The sequence below is a fragment of the Bacteroides sp. 2_2_4 genome, assembly GCF_000157055.1.
GTDB classification, from domain to species: domain Bacteria; phylum Bacteroidota; class Bacteroidia; order Bacteroidales; family Bacteroidaceae; genus Bacteroides; species Bacteroides ovatus.
The window spans coordinates 215,865-238,747 of sequence record NZ_EQ973357.1 but is presented as its reverse complement, the minus strand read 5'-3'; the positions used below and the strand labels follow the sequence as shown (position 1 = coordinate 238,747).

The following is a 22,883-nucleotide window of genomic DNA, read 5'->3' as shown; positions in this document are numbered from 1 at the left end:
GATTTGATTGGGGAATCATTTAAATAATAATAAAAAAGATTTTTGTACTTGTAAATGCCGGCGCTTTTCTATTCTTTTCAAACGGTGGATGTAATTAATGCCTTTCCAGACTGTTTAGATATTCTTTTTTTAAGAAGAGTCATTTTTTCAGTGAGTAGACTTTTTGTATAATGACTATATTTCAGCAATAATCTTTCAGTATATTGAAAGATTATTGCTGTATTTGTTTCAGTAAATAAGATGAGTATGGAGAAAAGAGTGATTATTTGAAAACAATCTTCATCGGTCTGCCTATCCAGACTTGTGGTTGTTCGAGATTGAAAATAGATGCTATGGTAGAAGCTACATCATATTGCATCATGCTTACGTCATCAAAACGAAGTCCTTTTTTAATATTCTTGCCGGAAATGATGAAAGCTGTTTCCATTTCTTGCATTGTCTTGCCACCGTGTCCTTTGTCAATGCCGCCGTGGTCGGAAGTTAATATAAAAATAGTATCATCAAGGATTCCTGCGTCTTTTACAGCCTGGACAATTTGACCGACATATATATCCAACTCTTTGAGTTTTTCATAATAGGCGGGAGTATCATGTCCTTCAGTATGTCCGGTATGGTCGGGGCCGTCGTAGCAGATGGCAACAAGGGCCGGATGTTTCTCTTTTATATAGGCTGATGCCATATTGCCTAATTCTTTGGGAGTTTTGTTGCAATCGGCAACATGATAATGATAGTTCAGAGAAAGGGTGTCCACTAAATATTTGATACCTTCCCATTCGTAGAGGCAACCGATTTCTGCTTCCGGACGGGCGTCGCGCAGCAATTGGAATACAGTCGGGAAGATTCCGTTCTTGTTCAATACACGCGACGGAAGTTCAGGTGTTTTGGATCCCCATTCGGTATATCCGTGAAGTTCCGGTCCGGCTCCCATAAACATGGATGCCCAGTTGATGGCGCTGGAAGAAGGAAGTGCCGAACGTTTCTTTAATGTATAAGAACCGTCTTCCATTAATTTTTTGACATTAGGCATATCTGCTTTGGGTAGGCTATATGCGCCCCAGCCATCTAAACCGATGAAAACAACGTGTTTGGCCTTGTCTTTTCCTTTGGCATTACAAAAATATGTGAAACAGAAGAGTAATGCGAATGTAGCGAGCAATGTTAAAAGGTTTTGTCTATTCATGATACTTTTATTTAAATGGTTAATGTTTTATTCGTTGTTTAATGAGCCGTCATCATTGACGATAAGCAAAGGTAGGGCTATTGTGAAAAGGAGACAAATATAATATTAGCATATACCAATACTTTTATACAAATTGCTTTTTATTTGTTTTTTCAGTGTGAATGGATAATAGTTTCCAGTACAACTGGAAACTATTATATGATGCTGATTATCACTTATTTCTCGTGATAAGAATGATCTCTTGGAAAATCATCTCCATCCCATGCTTTTTTCGAAGTCCAAGGCTGTGCGGCATCTGTCCAGAACGGATCATCTGCGGGAAGACCTAACGGCAGGAAGGCAAGTGACGCCATATATAAGCTGCCGTTATTGGTGTAATAATCGGAGATGCCGGGTTGTGAACCGTTGAAGCCCAGTGTTAGAAAACCTTTTTCATTGAAGTTGCGGTCGTTGCCAAACATACGCTCGATAACAGCAGTCATGCCGGCACGTACTTGTCCGTTTGTTAATTCTTTGGGAAGCCATTTTCGCCAGGCGAGTAAGGCTAAAGTTTGCAGGGAACCGGTGCGGTAAGTGATGGAACGTCCGACAACGGGTAGTGTTCCTTCCGGAGAAATAAGCCGCTCGAGAATCATGCCGAATCGTTGTGCCCGTGTGATTGCTTTCTGATAATCGCAGCCGGGCATATTCCATATATTTTTGTGTTTGCCGGCTTCGGTGATTATTTCCAGTGATTCTATATACATAGGATGTATCACGAAACTATTGTAATAATCGAATGCGAAGTTGGGGCCGTCCGAATACCAGCCGTCACCTACGTACCATTCTTCTATCTTCCGTAAGGAAGAACTTATACGGTAGGTGTCGCTGGGTGCGCCTGCTTTTCGAAGAAACGATTCAACAGTTGCACTGAACAATAACCAGTTGCTGTATGACGGATCAACTCGTCTGAGTTGAGTGAATTCATTGATGTAACGTTGTTTAGTGAGGCTATCCAACGGTGTCCATAAAGCATCATAGCCTCGTAGAAAACTTTCGGCGATATAGGCTGCGTCTACCAGTGTCTGACCCTCCTGGCGCCATAACAGATAGTCCGGACTTTTCGGGTCTACGGCATTGGCATAGCTTTTCAGTGCCCATTCGCGGAGCTGTTTACGGTGGGGGCCTTCTGTGGTGTTATCATCCGGCAGTGACAACCAGGGAGCCAGTCCCGCCATCAGTCGTCCGAAACATTCCATATAAGTGACATCTTTGTTGCGGCCGTCCCATGTCGGGCTTAATTCGACAAGCATATTTTGTTTTAGTGCTCCTTCGCTCATATTACTTAATACGGGAGCAGCCATCCGGTACATCACTTCGCACCATATTTCTCTGTCACACTTTTCTGTTTTCTTTTTTGCGGTGGCCTTTTCTGCCGGAATCAACAGAACGGTAACTATTAGTAAGAAGAACCAATTTAATCTATTCATGTATTATTTACTGTTTAAGGATTATTTTAATGGTCAGTTAACTGTTACTGACTGCTGTGACAAAGGTAGGGTTATTCAACTTGCGAGACAAATACAATCTTAGCATTAACTAATACTTTTGCTTTTTTTATCCCAAACTGATACTTTCCTGTGCGAAATGGGTTGTGATCTGTGTTCGTGTTTTGATTTGTTATATATTTGCCTGCAAACAAAATATTACTATGAAGAAGAATTGGATGTATGGCAGTGTGATGACTGCTTTATTGGCCCTGCTGGTAAGCGGCTGTGGTGATTCTCAACGGACTCTTGAGTTTCGCGGAATTTGTGTGGATGATCTGCATGGTGAAAATGGACTCTATAATCCCGGAAGAGGATTCCGGTTGGAGACGGCGGTGGATGTGTTGCACGAGAAAGATCGTCCGACAACGGAATTGTTGGAACTATCGGAAAAGTATGTAGCAGACAGTGTGTCACTCGCTCAAAGCTATTTCTATCTTACCTATTTAATAGGTGAAAAACTATCGGAGGAAAACTTCCAAACTATGCAAACCTATTTTGATGAACTACAGAAGTTGGGTAAGAAAGCGGTGTTGCGTTTTGCTTATGAGCGGGACTTTATGGGGAGAGCCGCCGTCGGTCCTACCGGAGAGCAGATTTTGGAACATTTGGACCAGTTGAAACCTTTCCTGGAGAAAAATAAAGACCTGATTTTGGTAGTGCAAGCCGGCATGATCGGTGCATGGGGAGAATGGCATAGTTCTATTCAGGGTTTGGAGAACTCGGAAGAAACAAAAGCAGCCGTGTTGGAAAAATTGCTTTCGGTGGTTCCCGTAGAGAGAAATGTACAAGTGAGACTACCGGAATTTAAGAACCTGTTGAAAGATAAACCGGAACTGTATAAAAGACTCTCGTTCCACGATGACTTTATTGTCATACGGCCTGACAGGTGGGATGCTGATATGCACGAAGGAACTGTCAAATTCGACCAGATTGTGAAAGAATCGCCTTATTTGGTGGTAGACGGTGAACTTCCCTGGGGATTTTGGAGTGTAGGTGCCGATCCGGACAGTCCTTCAGCAGGATGGATTATCGATGGTATGCAAACGGCGAGACGCCTGTTTCTCCAGCATTATACTTCATTGAGTATTATACATAATTATAAAGAGCAGCATCCTAATAACAGGTTTGATGAGAACAATCCTCCCGAATACTCCATGATTGTGTGGAAGAAAACAATGATAACGGAAGATTCACTTCGTCAGCATCATATGCCTGTATCCGACAGCTATTTTCAGAAGCAGGACGGAACGAAGGTACAACGTAATATGTTCGATTATATACGCGACCATCTTGGCTATCGGATTGAATTGCAGTCGCTTCAACTACCGGAAAAGTTACAGTCTGGTAAGGAAAACCGACTGAAATTAGGCTTGGTAAACAGAGGTTTTGCCACTGTCTTTGGGGAGCATCCTGTCTACTTTGTGTTGATTGACGACAAAGGGAAAGTCACCGAGTTCCTGACGAAAGCCAACCCGTTGGATTGGCAACCGTTCCAACCGGGAGACGCGGCATATACGCCATTGGTACATTCTGTAAATCAGTCTCTTCAATTACAAGGCTCAATGCCCGCCGGAGAATACAGACTGGGTCTGTGGATACCCGACGGTTCGGAACGGTTGAAATATAATCCTCGTTACGCCCTGCGCTGTGCGAATGGTAATACCACCTGGTGGGTGTCTGAAGACGGAAAATATGGCGTTAATGTATTGACAACAGTTGAGGTGAAATAACGATTAATTTTAATTTACCTGTATGAATAAAAAGGCTTCTGATAGTAGTGTCAGAAGCCTTTTGCTATTCTCAAGTGTTATAAATCAATACCACCGTGTACGCCACATAACAAAGTATCATAATCCCTCCTTCGATTCTTGTGATAGTCCTTTTGGCAAAGAACAGCCCGAATAACCAGAGCAGGATACCGGAACCTACTAGCGTAAGCAGGTCGAAGTTGGTAATTCCGCTAAGATGGAGAGGGGTGATGCTGGCACTACATCCCAGTACAAAGAATATATTGAAGAGGTTACTACCGATCACATTTCCAATGGCAATTTCCGGATTCTTCTTTAATGCGGCAACGATAGACGTAGCCAGTTCAGGAAGAGAAGTACCTCCTGCAACCAGTGTCAGTCCGATAATCGATTCGCTGACACCCAGGTTGCGGGCGATGCCCGTAGCGCCGTCAACAAACAACTGACCTCCAAAAATAAGGGCAGCCAAGCCTCCGATGATATAAAGAATGGATTTCCACCAGGGGAGTGATTTGATTTCTGTCTCCTCTTCTATGGTCGGAGGTGCTATCTGTCCCGCCTGTTCCGTTGTGCCCGGCTTGGAGGCGATGGCAAAGGTGTAACCCATGAAGATGACAAAGAAACAAAGTAATAATAAGCCGTCTACTCTGTTCAGGATATTCTCCGGAGCTTTATCCAGAAATACATCATTGGCACAAATCAGCAAGACAATAGAAGAAAGTATGCAGAGCGGTATCTCTTTTCTAAGTGTATTGCGGGTGATGACAATCGGGGCGAATAAGGCCGTGCAGCCCACAATCATCAACGTATTGAAAATGTTACTTCCCACCACATTACCTATGGCAATATCCGCGCTTCCTTTGAGGGCAGAAGATATACTGACCGTCAGTTCCGGGGCAGAAGTGCCGAATGCAACAATGGTAAGTCCGATCACGATGGGAGGGATGCGAAAACGCTTGGCTACCGAGGCGGCACCGTCTGTTAATCCGTTAGCTCCTAGAAGAATGAGGATTAATCCCCCGATAAGTAATAATATATTCATGCTTTTTTCTCTTTTAGTGGCAAAGATAATCAATTTGGAAATGGTAATGTCAAAAACAATCCGTATGTTTGCTCTGTTTTTAATGAAATGTTAGATTAACCTTAATTATAATCAAGGAATATAAGGTATGGAAATAAATAAAATAAAACGGTCGTTACTGGTGTTGTTCTTTTCTTTCCTGGCAATCGGAGCGCAAGCACAGTTGGAACAGGCGGTTAAGAAGATATTTGCCGGAGATACAATAACGGGCGGACATGTTCCTTTGAAGCGGGATTCGGATTCTATCCATCTGGTGAATATGCGGAAATCATTGGAAGAAGCCCGGCTCAACGAGGCGAATATGCGGATGGAAATGGAGCAGATGAAGCTCCAGATGGCTACCGCCGACTCCGTAAAATATGCACAGCAGCGACAGCGTATCGACTCCCTGCGGCAGTTCACTAAGGGCATGCCGGTAGTGGCGGACGGTGATACCTTATTTTACCTTTTCACCAAACGTGGCGGATATACTCCCCAGCAACGTGCACAGATGACCGGTGCAGCGATCGAAGAAATAGGAAGACGTTTTAATCTGAAACCCGATTCTGTTGCTATTGACCATTCGGACATTGTTTCCGATTTGATGTACGGCAGCAAAGTACTGCTTTCTCTTACCGATCAGGACGCCTTGTGGGAAGGAGTCTCTCGTGATTCGCTGGCTAAAGAAAGACAGCAGAACGTTGTCGCCAAACTGCATGAGATGAAAGCGGAGCACGGACTTTGGCGAATGGCAAAGCGTGTGCTCTATTTTGTGTTGGTAATTGTAGGACAGTATTTCCTGTTCCGCTTGACCAACTGGTTGTTCCGTAAACTGAAAGCGCGTATCCTGCGCCTGAAAGATACAAAGATAAAACCGGTATCCATCCAGGGGTATGAATTGCTGGATGCGCAGAAACAGGCGAACCTGTTGGTATTCCTGTCCAGTATCGGGCGGTATATATTGATGGGATTGCAACTACTGTTTACCGTACCGTTGATTTTCATCATCTTCCCCCAGACGGAAGGACTGGCATACCAACTGTTAGGATATATATGGAATCCGATTCGCGGTATCTTTGTGGGTATTATCGACTATGTGCCCAAATTGTTTACTATCATCGTTATCTGGTATGCCGTGAAATACTTGGTACGTCTCGTCTTGTATCTGGCACGTGAGGTGGAAGCAGGACGGCTCAAAATCAACGGCTTCTACCCGGACTGGGCGATGCCGACTTTCCATATCGCTCGTTTCCTGCTCTATGCATTTATGATTGCGATGATTTATCCTTATCTCCCAGGTTCCGATTCCGGAGTGTTCCAAGGTATTTCGGTATTTGTCGGATTGATTGTTTCGCTCGGATCAAGTACGGTTATTGGTAATATCATCGCTGGATTGGTTATCACTTATATGCGTCCGTTTAAGATGGGTGACCGGATCAAATTGAATGATACCACCGGAGATATCATTGAAAAGACTCCTCTAGTGACACGTATTCGGACTCCTAAAAATGAGGTTGTGACTGTTCCCAATTCATTTATCATGTCGTCTCATACGGTAAACTACAGTACTTCGGCACGTGAATATGGACTGATTATTCACTCGGAAGTATCTATCGGTTATGATATTCCCTGGCGACAAGTTAATCAGATACTGATTGATGCTGCGTTGAATACTCCCGGAGTGGTGGATGATCCGCGTCCGTTTGTGTTAGAGACTTCTTTGAGCGACTGGTATCCGGTCTATCAAATTAATGCTTATATCAAACAGGCAGATAAAATGGCACAGATTTATTCGGATTTGCATCAGAATATTCAGGATAAATTTAATGAAGCCGGCATTGAAATTATGTCGCCGCACTATATGGCTGTACGGGATGGAAATGAGACAACCACTCCCAAAGAATATCAGAAAAGTAACAATCCTTCCAATAAGGCGGGAGAAGAAAGTAAATCTGAATAGTTATTACTGTCACCGCCGTTATTATTGCTGTTGTGTTGTATAATGGATATCAAAACGTCCGTTAGTCAGACGTTTGCCGTTGCCGAAGGTTGCACTGATAATATTCAATTCTGGGTCGAAATGGCTTATAAAAGCTGTTCCGTCTTCCAGTTCTTCTCCTCTGAACCGTATATCGGTGAGAGTTGCTTCTTTGCCTTCCTGGGGAGATAAAATGATGAAGTGTATGTTGATGTCAGGTTTGACGGAAACATTGACGGATAGTTTGTCCTCCTCCGGATAGTAGTGGAATGAATCATACGTCCAGACATACGAGTGCCCCCAATTCAGGTATCGTCCTCCCACATAAATCCATCCGTCCATCAGACAGCCAAAGGTGTTGGCACCTGTAGTGGTGGCAGAAGGTAAAACTGTGATGTCAATCGATTCATCTTCCGTACAGCTCCAAAAGCTGATGATGGAAAAAAGAATGAGTATATATTTCTTCATAGTGCTTTTTTTAGTGAATGTTAGAAGTAATAGGATAATCCCGTAGTGAAATTTATTCGTGTGAGGTTGGTATCATCATTGCCATCGAGTTTTACAATAACCCTTTCTCCGTGATAGTGGGTTCTCATTCTAAGCAGTTCGCTATACATATATTGTACTCCTAGACTGACTCCCAGATTGGGATTCAGTTTATAGGTAAGATTGGCATTGGTCAGGAGACCAATAGTGAAGGCTTTCACTTTCCGTGTTTTGCCGAACACCTCACTGTTGTTCCGTAGAATGACTCCACCGGGACCAGTTGTTACGCGGATTTGCCAATGTTTGGTGTTGGCATTACACATTCCGATTTGAGTACCAATGAAATGAACCCATAAATGGTCCTTCCCTTCCGGATGACTTCCTTTGGAAGAAAATCCGGAGTAGATTCCTCCAAAGACAAAACGTTTGAGAGGGCGGAAATTATATTGTCCATCCCAGCTTACGCCTTGTGCGAGTGTACGTTGGTAACTATGGGTACTTAACGTGAGTGTAGGAGGGTGATGGAACATAACACCGTAGCCCGCGTGAAAAGAGAACTCGTGTCGCTCAAAATCTCTCTGTGAGAAAAGTGGAGTGTGACAGGACAAGGTGAATGCGATTAGTAATAGAATGGCTTTTATGAGTGTTTGATTCATCTGGATTAGTTTAGATTGTGTTTCTTTTTTGCAAAAATAGAAAATAGTTCAGACTTTCTCACAGCGAATCAGAACTTTTTGCCCATTATTTAATGTACTGGCAAATAAGTAGGTATCTCCTCCTTCAGCCAAATGGATTCGTTTGCGGAGTTCGGCTACTGTGGCGGGGAAGTTACGGACAGTTACATTTGCTTTTTTCAGGTCTGCCAGATTCTCCTTTACTTCTTTTTTATTGAAACTGCACTGGTTGACAATACGGAATATTCTTCCGGGGAAGTTTTCAATGAAAGTATCGGAAGTATAAAGATGGCTATTGGGATGCAGTTTGCGGACAGGGTAAGCTGCTGCAATGCTACGGAAAGCACCGGCTTTCAGAAGGGAGGCATTCGGTTCGTAAAGATAGGTTTCTAAAGAATCCGTATATGTGCATTCGCTGCATTGTTCCTGTTCGCGGGTGAATACAAAGTGTTGTTCTTTTTGAGTTCCTTTTGTGAAAAGGTTCACACAATGAATGGAGATTTCTGCCGGTGATGTTTGTCCGAGTAGAATTAGTAGTTCCTTGCATTCGTTGTTGACGGACAGAATGTGAACTTCCTGTGTCTGTTTCAGTTCTTTCAGTGCTAATGAAAGATCGAGCATGGGGGAGAGTTTTATCATTACCCGGTTGGCCTTTTGAAGTAAAAGCTCTTCCAGTTCGGCTACGTTTGGTTCGCAGTCGGAGATGGCAACCGTTTTTCCGCCGTGCTCATTGCGGCGCGCAGGATCGAGGAAAAGGCAGTCTACGGGGGACATTACTTGCAGGTAGGTTACTCCATCTTCGTTTTTTATGTTTATATGGTTTAGATTCAGTACGGGAAAGTTATGTGCTGCTATTTCGCAGAGTTCCTCCTGACGTTCTACGTAAGTGGCGGATTTGAATCCGGTGGCAAGAAAAGAACAGTCAATGCCGAATCCGCCGGTGAGGTCGGTCAGAGAATCTCCCTGCAAAAGACGTGCTTTGTAGCGGGCGGTGATTTCTGAAGAGCATTGTTCCAGCGACAGATGTTTCGGATACCATATCTTTTCGATCTCCCACCATGAGGGAATCTTTTCGGCTGCTACCTTCCTTCCTGCAATTTGGGTGATGGCGGTCGGCATATCTATATCCGGGTACTTTTTAGCTTGTAAAGCCAGCACACGTACATCGTCCGATGAATGTTCGCGAATAAAAAGTTGGGTTTCAGGAGAGATTTGCATCATGGTGTTATTGTGTTATAGGATATTACAATGAATCGTCGAGCTCTGATTATGGGGTTGTTGAGTGTCGGTTATGGTATTAACTTATACTTCTGTTTGGCTACGTCCCGGCTGCAAAAATTGAAATGCCACCATTCGCTGGGTAATGCACGGAATCCGGTCTCTTTCATCACTTTTCGTAGCAGTAACCGGTTCTGACGCTCTGTTTCACTCATTTTTCCATTATGTACCAATCCGATCTCGTCTGTGATGTGTGCTTCCATGCCTAAGTGGTCTACTTTGGTTCCCATCGGCAGGGGCTGTCCCAGAGAGTCTTGGATACTGACGTCTACTGCCAGTCCGTAGTTGTGTAACCCGCCTCCACGGTTGGGGTTGGAGACATATTTATATTTGGACGTTCCTTTCACTACGTTCCACATCTTTTTCTGTACCGACATTGGACGTGCCGCATCGTAAATGATAAGACTATAAGACGGGTATAGTCTCTTTAAGGCTTTTTGTGCTTCTATCAGAGCGTATGCCGCATCCGGATGCAGGTAGGCTTCCGTTAAGTTGTCGTAAAGCACTTCGCCTGTGAAATTATCAGCCTGTGTATACATCAGTTTTACAACGAGACTGCTATCCAGGTCAGCTATATTGACGAGTCCTAATGAGTCCATGTAGAGAGCCATTTCGCTTCGCTCCGGTGGTGAAACGGTGGAACATTCTTCGCGTGGTTGTATATCCTCCGTCGTTTGTTCGTATTCCATGAGGGGAGTGCTCTCCTTTTCCTTATGACTGGAAAAGAAGGAGCATCCTGTCAGCAGTAAACAGAAAATAGCTAAACTATATTTTAGAATAATCATTCAACCTTTTGTATTTAGTGTGCCAAAGATACTTCTTTTTGGCTTTAGCTCCAATAAGCTACCTCTCTTACCGTTGGATATTAGCTGCTGCTTTCTTCAGATTGGCCACTCCTTTCCATGCGTCAAGCAGGTGCAAAACATGTTCGTCTTCGGCTTTGCTATGGTTGATGGATAACAGCTCCGCATATATTTCCAGTAATTTCTTTAAGTCTTTGACAGGCTTTTCTGGAAGTCCGGCCAACATTGCCACGATTAGTTTCTCCAATTCCCGGTTATGCAGCGGACTGACGTTTATCATTTGTTGCTGTATCAGATCAGTGAGTCTTTTCAGCGGTCCCCAGCCGGTATGTTGATGCGAACTTAAGATGCTGCCTATGCGTCCACTGTCTATGCAGCCTTGACCTACACGCTCTATCCAGATTTCGGCAGCATAGGAACGGGAAGTTTTATCGGCTACCAGCATGCAAGTGGCTTCCAGCAGATAAGACACTTCGTGCCATGTATGCCTTAACTGATGAAGCGCTTCAATGGCAGCTTGGGTGATACCTGCTTCCCTTACCTCATTTAACGTCGGGTCGTATATGGCGCTGCGGATGCACCATACCAATAGTGGCTCCGGTATATTGGGAGTTAACCATGCCAAACGTGGCAAGTCGTTCTGTATGTCGTCAAAACGTTCTATCTGTGGGTACATTTCAACCAGTAACGGATGCGGATCGTATGAATAGTAACTGACTCTTTCATTATATTTGTCTTTATTGATGACATGAGAGTTCTCGCTTTCCGGAATATCGAAAGTAAGAGTTGAACAAATCCATTCTACCGTTTTCTTGTTATAATCCGTGTACGAGTCAGTATACTGATAGGTTCTCCATTTAAAGTTTCCGGTCAGAAATTCACGTGGACTTTTATTATAGGAGAAATCTTTAAATTCAGCATAGATTGTTTCCGGTGATTTCATTAATCCTGCCATCATCCACCAGGAAGGATGATTGAAAGGTGCTTGGGGAAGTACGTCTTTTTCTCCCAGCAAAAAAGTGAGCAGGTGCCGGTATTCTCCTTTCAAACTTCGGAGGAGCAGAGGAAGCTCTTGCGACGAACTTTCCAGTGCCACTCGTGAAAGTGCTGTTTGCATATCCATATCGTCCGGTTCGGCATTTGCCTGCTGATATTGTTTTAACCTTTCTATCAGGGTTTCCGGAGCGATAAACATCGGTGTATGAGTGGGAGTGGACAATAGGGGCAAAGGTTTCTCCTTGCTTTCCAGAAGGTCTAATGTCCGGCATAACAGTTGCTTATGAACGGGGAACTTTATTTTTTTGTTCGTCTTTTCACGAATGGTGAGTTTTTGTAGATTACGATACCCCCATTTGCCTTTTTGAAGTTCGTCTTTTTGTACCATTTTCAGATGTAAGTTGTTTAACTCTTGGGCTTCTTCAGGGAAACGTTTAATCAGCAGTTTGGCATAGTCAAGGAGGAAGGTGGCCATTAACTGGTCTAATATACCATTTCGGGAACTTCCTCCGCTCATCAGCAATTTGTAGGCACGTTGGAGAATAGGGGTCCATTGAGAGATTTGTTTTGCTTCCTGTTGCCGGTCCCATTTCACTAAGGCTCCGAGTAACAGGTCGAAGTGATAGATCTCGTTCACGTCGAGCACTTGGCTGGCTAGAAATATCAGGTCTTCAGTGGAAGTGATTTCCTGTATCCGGTTGTCTTCACGGATGATAGGGAGTATTGGCTCATACGTGAAAGAGGCGGAATCTTCCGGCTCATTATTCTCCAAATACGCTTTCAGCTCCTTTTTAGTATTAGCCAACATGGTTTCCGTATATATGGAAAGTACCTCTTTTAATGTAGTAGATGCCGTCTCTCCATACGTCTGAATAAGTTTGACTATCTTACTTTGGGTGGATTCTTCCCGGCTCATCAGTCCTTGTGCGGCTGCACAACAGATAGTGTCGCGATGTTCTTTTCTTTCTTTTGCCAGCTTATGGAGTATTGCCAGTGTGTTTTGGTGAATCGCTTTCACGTCCGAAGCAAAAAGCACGGAAGTCTGACTTAGAAACTCTTCAACCTGGAATTGTGGGTGAGTGCATAAGTTCTTCAGCAGTCCGAGTATGATATTTACCGGACGGCTGTGAGGGGCGGACAGAACGGCAAATATTTCCGGTTGTAGTGTCAGTTGTTCTTCTGTGCTGGGGTTAAGTGCGGTAAACATGCCTGCAAACCAACTACTTAGGTTTTTGTTCAGATTCCGGTTGACGGCAAGCAGAGATTCTTTTAATACACGCATACGATCTAGTTGACCGTGTTCTACGAAGTATCTGAAAGAGAAATAAGGCTGTCCGCTTGTACGATTATCCGTCCAGTTTTGTCCGCAATCGTATTGGAACAGATACCAGATATGTTCTTTGAGTGTGATTGCCCGCTTTTGCAGGAAATCGGTATTGTTCATGTAGTTCACCAGATAACCGGCGATGGTTTGCGGAGAGGGTGTTAGGGTGAGTACTCCCTGTTCTATCCAATCCATCAGAGTTTCGTAATTCATTCCATAGAAACCGCCGAATTCCTTGCTTTCACCCTCTTTGAAGAAACTGTCGATCCAGGAAGGAATGTACCATGGGATCAATTCATTCAGTTGTTCCGTATAGATTCCCCATTCGTGTTTGCGGAATTCTTTTAGCGAATAGATGACGAGGGCGGTAAGATTGATGATACGATGCTGTTCGGGAGTTCCGCGTGTACCGTATGTGTTCTCGTTAAGTTGCACGAATTTATTGTAGTGTTCTTCCAATTTGTTAAGGCAGGGAACAAGCGTTTTTCGTTCTTCCTGCGTTAGTCCTTGCAGAAAAGGGATGATGGCGTCGCCTTGTCCTTTTTCTACTATCTCGTTGAGGCGTTCTTCTATGGTCATAATCATGAATTTGTTATAGGTTGTTGAGTGAAGTCGTCACTTTTTTCAGGTTGCTGTTTGTGCCCCATTCTTGCAGGCGTTGCAGGAGTTGTTTGTCTGTAACCTTGCTGTGGTTGATGGTCAATAGCTCCAGATAAAGTTCGAGCAGTTGTTTGAGTCCGGTAACGGGTTTGTCTGGCAATCCGCCTATAAATTCTGTGAGCAGTGCTTCCAGTTGCTGGTTGTGGAAAGTACTTCGTTTGTACATGCTTTCGTACACTTGTGTGGTGAAGCGTTTTAGCGGAGCAAGTTCCATCTGGATGAGGCGGGCCAGGATTTCTCCTACCCGGTGATTGTTTATTCTTCCTGTGGATATTCCTTCTACCCATAATTCGGCTGCATAGGAACGGACTGTTTTGTCTACAAAAAGCAGCGAACCACTTAGTAGGAACAAACTCATCTCTTTGAGCGGGCAGTGGAAAGACAACAGCATGCGCAAGGCACAGGCGAGGGTGCGTTTGCTGTCTTCCTGCGGAGTGCCGAAAGTCATGTAGCAAGTGATAATTTGGGCTATCAATGGTTCCGGGCGGTTGGGGAAACAGCATAGCAGAGGTTCCATGTAACGGGAATCATCCATGTTATATTTACTGTTGATAATCAGATGTTCCTGCCATAACTGGTGGCTGTTGTATTCAGTATATGTATGCCATTTGTAGAACTCGAGTTGGAGCAGACGCCTGTCAGTTTCGTATGATTTCTCTTTGGGTTTCACCTCTTTCCACTCGTAGTCTCCTGTCAGATAGTTGTGTGGTAATGTGTTACAGGCGAAAGATTTGAATGCTTCGAATTCCGTCTCCGGTGCTTTTACCAGTCCGGCGGCCATCCAGGCGGTTGGATGATTGTAGGGCGGTTCGGGTAGCGTGTTTTCATCCAACAGGAACAGAAAGAGATGCAGGTATTCATCTTGCAACAGTTGCCGGGCGGTGGCGATGGCTTCTTCTTTGTCTTCCATAGCACATCGGGCAATAGCTAGCTGGAAATCCCATGGACAGGGTTTCGTTTCTGCTTTCTGATATACGGCAAGCCGGCGTACCAGTTCGGTAGCCTGTACGTATGCCGGGGTATGGGTGGGAGTAGAAAGTAGGGGGAAGGCATTGCCTCCTTTTATTTTACGGATCACATTTAGCCATAAATGTTTGATGGGCGTGAAACAGGTTGCGTTGCTGTAGCCGGGTTTCCAGTCGGCAAGTCGTTTGAAAGAGCGCTCGTCATAAGCTCCTCTGTTTTCATCTATTCCTTTCAGCCTTTCTTCCAGTCGGGTGAACATATTTCTCAAAAATCCTGTGTTGGAGGTATCTTTCTGTGCCCATAAGCGTTGATATTCCAGTAGGAAGGTAGCGAGAAGATCTTCGTATGGCTCCCAGCTATTGGCAACGATAGTGGCAGCCCGCTGGAAAACAGGTTCCATCCGGTTGAGATCTTCTTTGTCCAATTGGGGATGGAAAGCAATGATGGCGGCGATGGTTGTTTCTATCTCCCAACTTTCCTCCATGTCGAACAAACGACTAAGCTGGAACAGGAAATCTTCTTTGTTGGCGGGGAAGGGAATAGGGTTGTCTTCCCTGCAGATGTGTACCGTTTCTCCCACACTTGCATCGGGCTCATGGGGTTCTTCTGTAGGCTGCGGTTTGAAAGAAGAGAGTATCGCATGCACGCTTTGAAACATCTCCGGTTGATAAGATTGCAGTGTTTCCTGGAGATTGGATGAAGAGACGTCTCCATATTTTGATATAAAATTAGCGGCTTTCTTTTGAAGGCTTTCGTCTTTCTTCAAGAAGAGTTGGCAGAGAGTGATGCAGCAGGGCTCTTTCATCTCGGGATGTTGTGCGACGATCTTTTCAAAGAGGGCGTAAATGGTAAGCAGCGAGTTTTTGGGGCTGGAGAAGAAAAGGGTGGTTGCACGTTCGATGAATTCCTGATAACGGAATCCTTCTTCGGATGCAATATTTTTCAACTGTTGCAACATCACGTTCACCGGTTTGGTATAGGAAGAGGTGAATATTTGCATCATCTCTTCTTGCAAGGATAACAGTTCTCCGGTAGTTGGTTGCAGAGTTTCGAAGAATCCGGCAAACCATCCTGCCATATCTTTTTTGAAACTCCGGTGGAAGGTGGCGAGTGTGGCTTTTAATAGGCGTTCTCTATCCAGATGGCCGTCCAGCGAAAAGCGGTAGAGAGCGGCACTGATACTTTCATCCCGTGCGGTAACTCCTTTTTTATAAGCCTCTTTGGCGCAATTATCTTGATAGCCGATGGACGATTCGTATTCGAAAATCGTCCAGATATGTTCTTTCAGGGTGATGTCACGCTTGAGTAATAACTCACTGTTGAAAGTATCGTTTCCTTTAGGTTCCTTATTTCTGATGCGGGTAATCCAGGGGAGTACATGTGCAATGCGGCTTGGAGCAATTTCTTTGAGGTATCCCATATCCATGAGCTGCATCAGCTGTTCGTAATTGAGATTGAAATTAAACCAAGTTTTGTCATCATTGATAAAATCCATCAGCCAGGTGGGGCAGTAAAGTGGGAGTAGTTTGCAAAGCATATCAAACTTTACATGATATGCCATATCCATCTCTCGTTTGTTGGCGCAGACAAACTGAACAGCGGATAGAAAATGTGCCCGTGCCGCACTGCAGGTTGTCTCACTACTGAAACCGGCAAACTTACTTTTTATCCATTGTAAATCCCGGATAACCGGCAGCAGCTTCCGCCTTTCTTTCATTGGTAACTCCAGTAATCTCTTGACAAAAGGGATTAATATCTTCTCTTCATTCTCCGGAGTATCCACATAAGCCTTGGATAATTTCTCGAGTTCTTTTTTTAGTTCTTCCATTGTACTAGTTTCTTTACTGCCAGAATATGTTTGCAAGCTCCCCGTTCTCCTTGATTGCTGCTGAACCAGGTGCAAGTGCAACGCTCCTTCTCACTTTCTCTGTCGAGAATGACCGTATGTCTGACACCTCCGCTTCCTGCCACGCGTGCTTCTGTCCGTTTCTCGTCATTCGATATGATTTCTACTTTTTCTTCTTCCAGTAGTTTTTCTGCAGCTATCATTCGAGGATTGAGACTTAAAATACGTTCGGTTTTGAAAGGCAGGCGACGGTAGAAGAAGCTGTTTTCATCCAAATCGAATCCTAATAACCCCATGGCTGCCAGCCGTGCCGCGAGGGAATCTACCTTCTCCAGGTCAATATGTTCCTCTATGGCAAAAAGAGTGGGGTTGAACTGTTGGTTGGCATAACTGTATTTATCCATTGCTTCTATCCATCTTTCGGGGACATCTTCGAGCAGAGATTCCAGTGCGGCGCCTTCTCCGGAAAATCCTCTCCAACATTCGCGGGAAAGAGAAAGGCTGAAGCGTACCGGACCGAAATAAAGTTGCCAAATGGTAGATTGCATGGTGGGATGCGCAAAGACTTTCAGCTCATCGGCAAATGGAAGCAAGGGCTCGAGTAGACGTAAGCGATGAAGTCCTCCAATGCAGACGGCATTCATGCTTTTCACCGGTGAAAAGGCGGGTTTTTGACCGCGCATCACTAAATAATAGTCGCATTTCACACTACTTTTCGGAAGAGTCTGGAAGAGTTGCAAGGTTTGTATGCGATTGAAGGAGTAGAGCTGTTCCGCAACGGATTGATAAATCTGTACTGTAGTCAGCCCTTTTATCCATTTCACGGGAAGAGGTACTTTTCGTTCTATCACTTTCTCACCTTTATGATAAAGTCCCACCTCTTTGGAACCGACCGACATTACCATATTCTCCTGTCTGCCTATTCCTCCTAAGGCAGAAATCATTCCGGGATTAAAATCTACGTTTGTTGTCCCGTTTTCCAGAAATTCTCCGTCGTGTCCGTCAGGAAGCACGTCGACTCTGGCATATACACCTGCACAATTAGAGAATCCTTCAAAACGCAGGCGGTCATTTCCTGCGGTTACAATCGGATCTTTCAGCATGGAAAGCTGTGACGGTGTCAGATTAAAACTGGACTGCACAACATTGGATAATGCGATGAGGCAGCGTGCTGTCATGTAGGGTTGTGTCAACTTTCCCCAAAAGAAACAGGGTGCTTCTTTCTTTTCTATTTCGCTGTATTTGGCAAGAAACAGTTCGTCCTGATCGGCTGACCGTTGCAGTGCGGAAGGAGCTGCATATTGGTAAGAGATGGTATCAGTCATAGATAGTAAATCTGAATTTGGTTGTATATTCTCCAAATATAGAAATTAATTCTTAGTGAAAAAAAGAAGTAGGAGAATTTACATCGCTTTGGAATACTGATATTATAAAATATCGTCAAATGAAGCATTTATGCCTCTTTTGGCAGCAAATATTAAATACAATTCTTTATAGTCAGGCACAATTTTTTATACATAAAACAACTATTATTTATAACTATTCTTAATTTCTACGTTCCTTTTTGCCGGAAAATAATACTTTTGTTCCCATAATTAGAATGTTTTAGTAACAGATTCTAAATTAAGTCTTATGAATTTTTAAAGATGAAAAAGACAGCTGTTTGTGAAAATCGCTAATATTGTTTGTTTTGTTTGTGTTATCCCATTTTGAGTCAGGTGTGACTTCAAAATGGGATTTTCGCTATAAGGACAGTCTCAAAACCACCTGAATACTATCAGAAATGACCTAAATTCTATCAACTGATAGATTTTCCCCTAAACAATGTTTGTTCTTCACCTGCCACATTTGTTGAAAACGCGTAAACTTGCAACATCGAAATGATGATAACGAATACTCACAATTTAAAAATAACGTATATGAAAAGTTTAAGCTTCAGGAAAGATCTGATAGGAGTACAGGATGAATTACTCCGTTTTGCATATAAACTGACAACCGATCGTGAAGAAGCAAACGATTTGTTACAGGAAACCTCATTAAAAGCATTGGATAACGAAGATAAATATACCCCCGACACAAATTTCAAAGGATGGATGTATACTATAATGCGGAACATCTTTATTAATAATTACCGCAAAATAGTGCGCGATCAGACATTTGTCGATCAGACTGAAAACCTCTATCACCTTAACCTGCCACAAGATTCAGGTTTTGAAAGTACGGAAAGAGCTTACGATTTAAAAGAAATGCATCGCGTAGTCAATGCTCTGCCGAAAGAATACAGAGTTCCGTTTGCTATGCATGTTTCAGGATTCAAGTACCGTGAGATTGCAGAAAAGCTGAATCTTCCGTTAGGTACTGTAAAGAGCCGCATATTCTTTACCCGTCAGAAATTGCAGGAAGAATTAAAGGACTTCCGCTAAACGTTTACTATCAATTTTCAGTTGGTATCAATAGGTATAGGGCAAAAGGATCTCGTTTCCTTTTGCCTTTTTTATTTTATGTGTTGGAGGTTTGTATTTGTTATGGGAATTTTTTCAGTAACTTTGTCACTGTTTAATTGACTGCTCTGACTTATCAGTCAAGGATAGTCGATTTGCTTCTCTAAATTGTCGAAGAATGAATAAAGATATAAATGTTATGATAAAAGCGATCATGCTCGATGTGGATGGAACATTGGTAAGTTTTGAAACTCATAAAGTGTTGCCATCCTCTGTTGATGCCCTTAGGAAGATTCATGACGGTGGAATTCGAATAGTCATTGCTACCGGTAGAGCGGCAGGCGACCTTCATGAAATAGCTGATGTTCCGTATGACGGAATTATTGCATTGAATGGTGCCGACTGTGTTTTGCGGGATGGCACCGTGATAAGAAAGCACCTTATTCCGAAAGATGATTTTAAGAAAGCCATGGAAATAGCAAAGACCTTTGATTTTGCAGTCGCTATTGAATTGGATGAAGGTGTGTTTGTTAATCGTCTGACTCCGACTGTCGAACAGATTGCTAAAATCGTGGAACACCCTATCCCGACCGTTGTAGACATTGAAAACCTGTTTGAAAAGAAAGAGTGTTGTCAGCTTTGTTTTTATATCGATGATGAGATGGAACAAAAAGTGATGTCGTTTCTGCCTAATCTTTCCTTGTCGCGCTGGCATCCTTTATTTGCTGACGTAAATGTGGCAGGAATAAGTAAAGCAACCGGCCTTTCGGTATTTGCTGATTATTATGGGATCGGAATGACGGAAATAATGGCTTGCGGCGATGGTGGTAATGATATTCCTATGTTGAAAGTTGCCGGAATCGGAGTGGCTATGGGAAATGCATCGGAGATAGTCAAGGCTTCAGCCAATTTTGTTACTGATACGGTGGAGAATGACGGGCTTTGTAAAGCGCTGAAACATTTTGGAATTATTTAATATTGGGTACTCTATAGCTTAATATTATAGGTGTTATTCCCCTATTGCTTATTCTTCGCCATTTCTGCTTTGTCCGTTGCTGTTGTTTTTACCTGTTTGGGAACAATTAGTTATCTTTTATTCTAGTTGGAGGATGGCTATAAAAAGGAAAAATTCCTGCAAGTGAAGCACTTACAGGAATTTTTCAGTGGACCAGCCTGGGCTTGAACCAGGGACCTCCAGATTATGAGACTCTAATACTAACCTTGTATAAGGCAGATTGTCAACACATTAATTATCTCTATGTAAGTTCAGAGGTCAACAATAGGTCAACATTGAACTTACTCTGCAAAGTTAGCAATAATTCCTCATATCAAGAATTAAATCACTGTTTCTTATTATACCCAAATGCAGAATTTTTTATATATGTGTACCTGCTATGCTATATTTAAAACTTCGCTCCATGTATTATATTCTTCCACTGCTTCTTAGTATCTTTACTGTAGATAAATCAATTACCAACCTATTTATTGCTACACAAATATGCAAGTAACACCCAAGAAGACTAACACAATTCATTATTTACCACAAGAGATTAGAGAGACTAGATTAACAGAGGTTACATATTTACCTATTACAAGGGAAATGTTAGAACAACTATTCTCAAATTCAGCTAAGAAGGATAAGCATAAATTAGTTAAGAAGAGAAGGAGGTAATTAATAAGGCAGCAATTAGAAGGTAAAGAGAGGTAGTAAGTTAATAAACCTACGACCTCTCTTTGTTGTTAAAACTCAAACCCAATCTTGAGATTGACAGAACCACATGTCTTGTTCTCTTTGGTTGAACCTGTATACCCCTCGTTTATGTCTATGATATATCCAAGTCCTACATTAAGAAACATATTACGTCCCAATGCAAAGCTTGTTCCCACGGTTGGATTGGTGTAGAAGCCATTATTACATGAAACATCATATCCTGCTTTCAACTGTACAAACGGTGAAACCTTCTTGTCATTGAAGTTGTACTTGGCATCTGCATAAATAGGGAAGGCGTTATCTACATAGCCGTCTGCGTATTGCGGATAATTGATATACCCTCCACCTATACCAAGGAAGATGTTTGAATTAAGTTGATAGCCTATGGAAGCTGTGAAACCAAAGTTCATGGCACTCTCTACGCTTGATGCACCGACTGCGAAATGTCCTTCTACTGCGTACCTCATACCTCTCTGTCTTTCGGGATTAACACTGTACACATTACTAATACAGAGAGTGAAGGTTAATAATATAGTGAATAGTCTGATTCTCATAGTAGTTATTTCCTCTGATATGTCATTTTAGAATATTCCTTGTCACCATCTGACTTCTCTTCATAACATTCAAGTACCAACTTGGTAGAAGTCAACTCTGTAACTTTCAAATCATACACATCTGTATCTGAACCATAGCGTAAAGATAGAAGACCATTACTTAATGTCCATTTACCATTACCAATAACAGAGTTATCTAATTCATATTCAGTGAATGTTCCGTCTGCTCTAAATGTCAAATGTCCATAATCATAACATTCTCCTTCGGGGACTCTCGACCACTCTTCATCATATTCGGGATATGCAGGATTCTTCTCATATCCTTCTTCATAAACCAATATCCACTGACCTACAAGTTTCTCGGAAGTAGGAGTATCATCATCGTCATCATCACCACAAGCGGTAAAGTTCAAACACAACACAACCATTAACAAGGTCGTTCCAATAAATCTCAATGTTCTCATAATTGATATAAATTTAATTCTGCCAACCTGTTCCCCTACGGTAGGCATTATTAAATAAAGAAGGTGCAGGGAACTATTAACTTCATCCTATTGACTGGCTTCTCGCATTGCCTGTAGTATGGATAAAGCAACAGCAACCCCACACCTATTTAGAGCTATGAAATCCCATAAAGGGAAACATAATCAAACAGATATGGGTGCTATTGCTATCATCTTCATACTACTTCCAAATCTTGCGAGAATTTGTCAATAGAAGATAATATCAATAACACCTTTCGTAATAAATACAAGTCAACCTTAACGCTAAAGGCTGAAACTGCCACAAAGTTACGAAAGATGTTTATATTTGCAAGAACTATTGTTCATTAATCATTGAGAGCTGTCTCTACTCAATAATTCAAGGTTGGTATGAAACTTGCCAAATCCCCATATAAGTAGAAATTCTGAGCTTCCATACCAACCTAATTATCAGAAGCTAAGACAATCATAGGTATTAAGTAGTTCCTCTTGCCTTAATCCCAAGTATCTCTTAGTAATTGATACACTGGAATGATTGAATAGCTCCATGAGCTTGACAAGTGCAAGCTCCGAATTATCGTTATTCATGTTGTAGACCTGTCTGCCAAAGGTCTTCCTAAGAGAATGGCAACTGAAATTGCCTATATGTAACCTGTACTTCTTCTTAATCTCCTTCAACATGACATTGATTCTCTGAACTGTATACACTGTCCCCTTCTGACTTATCAATACAGGAGCATTTATGCCAACTGGATTTATATGCTCATAACAATCTCTGATATGTTGTTGTAGCTGCATGTTAATCCTAATTGTCCTTTGCTTCCCTGTCTTAATCTCTGTAATGGTAAACTCTTCTGCATCTAGTATCTGATTCCACCTCAAAGCAAGAATATCAGAAATTCTTAGACCTGTGAAGCAACCTAAAGCAATAAGAAGTGACATCTTATAATTACTATCCCTTGCCAATTTTCTTATTAAGTTCATCGCTTCGCTCCATTGCAGATAATCTGCTGTTGTACTTGAATATTTAAGTGACATAACGTTCTGTTTTATAGTGAAACTAATATAAGTGAATATTAATTTTAAACTGGAATATCTAACTTGCTGATTATTAGCTAAACATTCACTAATAACAGAAGTGAATATTATAAAGCAAGGACACTAAGT

At 42.6% G+C, this 22,883-nt stretch carries 17 protein-coding genes; 4 read left to right on the top strand and 13 right to left on the bottom strand.

Annotated elements, in window-relative coordinates:
* Positions 1 to 262: 262 nt before the first annotated feature.
* Both BSCG_RS20470 and BSCG_RS20475 read right to left on the bottom strand, forming a co-directional pair.
* Positions 263 to 1,180, bottom strand: a complete 918-nt coding sequence (locus BSCG_RS20470; RefSeq protein ID WP_004311099.1) for an alkaline phosphatase — start codon at positions 1,178 to 1,180, stop codon at positions 263 to 265.
* A 215-nt stretch (positions 1,181 to 1,395) separates the two neighbouring features.
* A complete protein-coding gene (locus BSCG_RS20475) occupies positions 1,396 to 2,649 on the bottom strand; it encodes a DUF2264 domain-containing protein (protein ID WP_008775250.1) in 1,254 nt (417 codons plus the stop codon).
* Positions 2,650 to 2,870: 221 nt separating this feature from the next.
* Between BSCG_RS20475 and BSCG_RS20480 the strand changes: the two genes are divergently transcribed.
* On the top strand, positions 2,871 to 4,439 hold the full coding sequence (locus tag BSCG_RS20480) for a DUF4832 domain-containing protein (RefSeq protein ID WP_004311101.1): 1,569 nt from the start codon (positions 2,871 to 2,873) through the stop codon (positions 4,437 to 4,439).
* A 70-nt stretch (positions 4,440 to 4,509) separates the two neighbouring features.
* Here BSCG_RS20480 and BSCG_RS20485 read toward each other — a convergent pair whose 3' ends face one another.
* Complete coding sequence (locus BSCG_RS20485; protein WP_004311102.1) at positions 4,510 to 5,499, bottom strand: calcium/sodium antiporter; 990 nt, start codon at positions 5,497 to 5,499, stop codon at positions 4,510 to 4,512.
* 127 nt (positions 5,500 to 5,626) lie between these two features.
* On the opposite strand from BSCG_RS20485, the gene BSCG_RS20490 reads away from it, so the two are divergent.
* Entirely contained in the window at positions 5,627 to 7,477 is a 1,851-nt protein-coding gene (locus tag BSCG_RS20490; RefSeq protein ID WP_004311103.1) for a mechanosensitive ion channel family protein, read from the top strand.
* Between the two features lie 21 nt (positions 7,478 to 7,498).
* On the opposite strand, the gene BSCG_RS20495 is transcribed toward BSCG_RS20490, so the two are convergent.
* The 7 genes from BSCG_RS20495 to BSCG_RS20525 form a co-directional block, all read right to left on the bottom strand.
* The gene (locus BSCG_RS20495) at positions 7,499 to 7,963 is read right to left on the bottom strand and encodes a hypothetical protein (RefSeq protein WP_008775248.1); all 465 of its coding nucleotides are present in this window, start codon (positions 7,961 to 7,963) and stop codon (positions 7,499 to 7,501) included.
* Between the two features lie 20 nt (positions 7,964 to 7,983).
* Positions 7,984 to 8,637 carry a hypothetical protein gene (locus BSCG_RS20500; protein ID WP_008775247.1) on the bottom strand — a complete coding sequence of 218 codons (654 nt, stop codon included), beginning with the start codon at positions 8,635 to 8,637 and terminating at the stop codon, positions 7,984 to 7,986.
* 48 nt (positions 8,638 to 8,685) lie between these two features.
* Positions 8,686 to 9,876: a THUMP-like domain-containing protein gene (locus tag BSCG_RS20505; RefSeq protein ID WP_032844336.1), complete on the bottom strand. Its 1,191-nt coding sequence runs from the start codon at positions 9,874 to 9,876 to the stop codon at positions 8,686 to 8,688.
* A 68-nt stretch (positions 9,877 to 9,944) separates the two neighbouring features.
* A complete protein-coding gene (locus BSCG_RS20510) occupies positions 9,945 to 10,718 on the bottom strand; it encodes a M15 family metallopeptidase (protein ID WP_004311106.1) in 774 nt (257 codons plus the stop codon).
* Positions 10,719 to 10,785: 67 nt separating this feature from the next.
* Entirely contained in the window at positions 10,786 to 13,635 is a 2,850-nt protein-coding gene (locus tag BSCG_RS20515; protein WP_004311107.1) for a DUF6493 family protein, read from the bottom strand.
* Positions 13,636 to 13,648: 13 nt separating this feature from the next.
* Entirely contained in the window at positions 13,649 to 16,510 is a 2,862-nt protein-coding gene (locus BSCG_RS20520; RefSeq protein WP_004311108.1) for a DUF6493 family protein, read from the bottom strand.
* Positions 16,498 to 17,853, bottom strand: a complete 1,356-nt coding sequence (locus tag BSCG_RS20525; protein WP_008775245.1) for an SWIM zinc finger family protein — start codon at positions 17,851 to 17,853, stop codon at positions 16,498 to 16,500. Before BSCG_RS20525 ends, BSCG_RS20520 begins: the two co-directional genes overlap by 13 nt.
* 594 nt (positions 17,854 to 18,447) lie before the next feature.
* Between BSCG_RS20525 and BSCG_RS20530 the strand changes: the two genes are divergently transcribed.
* Entirely contained in the window at positions 18,448 to 18,951 is a 504-nt protein-coding gene (locus BSCG_RS20530) for an RNA polymerase sigma factor (RefSeq protein ID WP_004302598.1), read from the top strand.
* Between the two features lie 217 nt (positions 18,952 to 19,168).
* A complete protein-coding gene (locus BSCG_RS20535) occupies positions 19,169 to 19,945 on the top strand; it encodes a Cof-type HAD-IIB family hydrolase (RefSeq protein WP_004311110.1) in 777 nt (258 codons plus the stop codon).
* Positions 19,946 to 20,709: 764 nt separating this feature from the next.
* Here the strand turns inward: BSCG_RS20535 and BSCG_RS20540 are convergent.
* From BSCG_RS20540 to BSCG_RS20550, 3 genes are all read right to left on the bottom strand, one after another.
* Positions 20,710 to 21,147: a hypothetical protein gene (locus BSCG_RS20540; RefSeq protein WP_229093013.1), complete on the bottom strand. Its 438-nt coding sequence runs from the start codon at positions 21,145 to 21,147 to the stop codon at positions 20,710 to 20,712.
* Between the two features lie 92 nt (positions 21,148 to 21,239).
* A complete protein-coding gene (locus BSCG_RS20545) occupies positions 21,240 to 21,698 on the bottom strand; it encodes a lipocalin family protein (protein ID WP_008646585.1) in 459 nt (152 codons plus the stop codon).
* Positions 21,699 to 22,166: 468 nt separating this feature from the next.
* Complete coding sequence (locus BSCG_RS20550) at positions 22,167 to 22,754, bottom strand: tyrosine-type recombinase/integrase (protein ID WP_008646584.1); 588 nt, start codon at positions 22,752 to 22,754, stop codon at positions 22,167 to 22,169.
* Positions 22,755 to 22,883 lie beyond the last annotated feature (129 nt).

Excerpts from the sequence above, each read along its gene's own strand:
- BSCG_RS20470 (WP_004311099.1), bottom strand. The coding sequence starts at position 1,180 with ATGAATAGACAAAACCTTTTAACATTGCTCGCTACATTCGCATTACTC.
- BSCG_RS20475 (WP_008775250.1), bottom strand. The coding sequence starts at position 2,649 with ATGAATAGATTAAATTGGTTCTTCTTACTAATAGTTACCGTTCTGTTG.
- BSCG_RS20480 (WP_004311101.1), top strand. The coding sequence starts at position 2,871 with ATGAAGAAGAATTGGATGTATGGCAGTGTGATGACTGCTTTATTGGCC.
- BSCG_RS20485 (WP_004311102.1), bottom strand. The coding sequence starts at position 5,499 with ATGAATATATTATTACTTATCGGGGGATTAATCCTCATTCTTCTAGGA.
- BSCG_RS20490 (WP_004311103.1), top strand. The coding sequence starts at position 5,627 with ATGGAAATAAATAAAATAAAACGGTCGTTACTGGTGTTGTTCTTTTCT.
- BSCG_RS20495 (WP_008775248.1), bottom strand. The coding sequence starts at position 7,963 with ATGAAGAAATATATACTCATTCTTTTTTCCATCATCAGCTTTTGGAGC.
- BSCG_RS20500 (WP_008775247.1), bottom strand. The coding sequence starts at position 8,637 with ATGAATCAAACACTCATAAAAGCCATTCTATTACTAATCGCATTCACC.
- BSCG_RS20505 (WP_032844336.1), bottom strand. The coding sequence starts at position 9,876 with ATGATGCAAATCTCTCCTGAAACCCAACTTTTTATTCGCGAACATTCA.
- BSCG_RS20510 (WP_004311106.1), bottom strand. The coding sequence starts at position 10,718 with ATGATTATTCTAAAATATAGTTTAGCTATTTTCTGTTTACTGCTGACA.
- BSCG_RS20515 (WP_004311107.1), bottom strand. The coding sequence starts at position 13,635 with ATGACCATAGAAGAACGCCTCAACGAGATAGTAGAAAAAGGACAAGGC.
- BSCG_RS20520 (WP_004311108.1), bottom strand. The coding sequence starts at position 16,510 with ATGGAAGAACTAAAAAAAGAACTCGAGAAATTATCCAAGGCTTATGTG.
- BSCG_RS20525 (WP_008775245.1), bottom strand. The coding sequence starts at position 17,853 with ATGACTGATACCATCTCTTACCAATATGCAGCTCCTTCCGCACTGCAA.
- BSCG_RS20530 (WP_004302598.1), top strand. The coding sequence starts at position 18,448 with ATGAAAAGTTTAAGCTTCAGGAAAGATCTGATAGGAGTACAGGATGAA.
- BSCG_RS20535 (WP_004311110.1), top strand. The coding sequence starts at position 19,169 with ATGATAAAAGCGATCATGCTCGATGTGGATGGAACATTGGTAAGTTTT.
- BSCG_RS20540 (WP_229093013.1), bottom strand. The coding sequence starts at position 21,147 with ATGAGGTACGCAGTAGAAGGACATTTCGCAGTCGGTGCATCAAGCGTA.
- BSCG_RS20545 (WP_008646585.1), bottom strand. The coding sequence starts at position 21,698 with ATGAGAACATTGAGATTTATTGGAACGACCTTGTTAATGGTTGTGTTG.
- BSCG_RS20550 (WP_008646584.1), bottom strand. The coding sequence starts at position 22,754 with ATGTCACTTAAATATTCAAGTACAACAGCAGATTATCTGCAATGGAGC.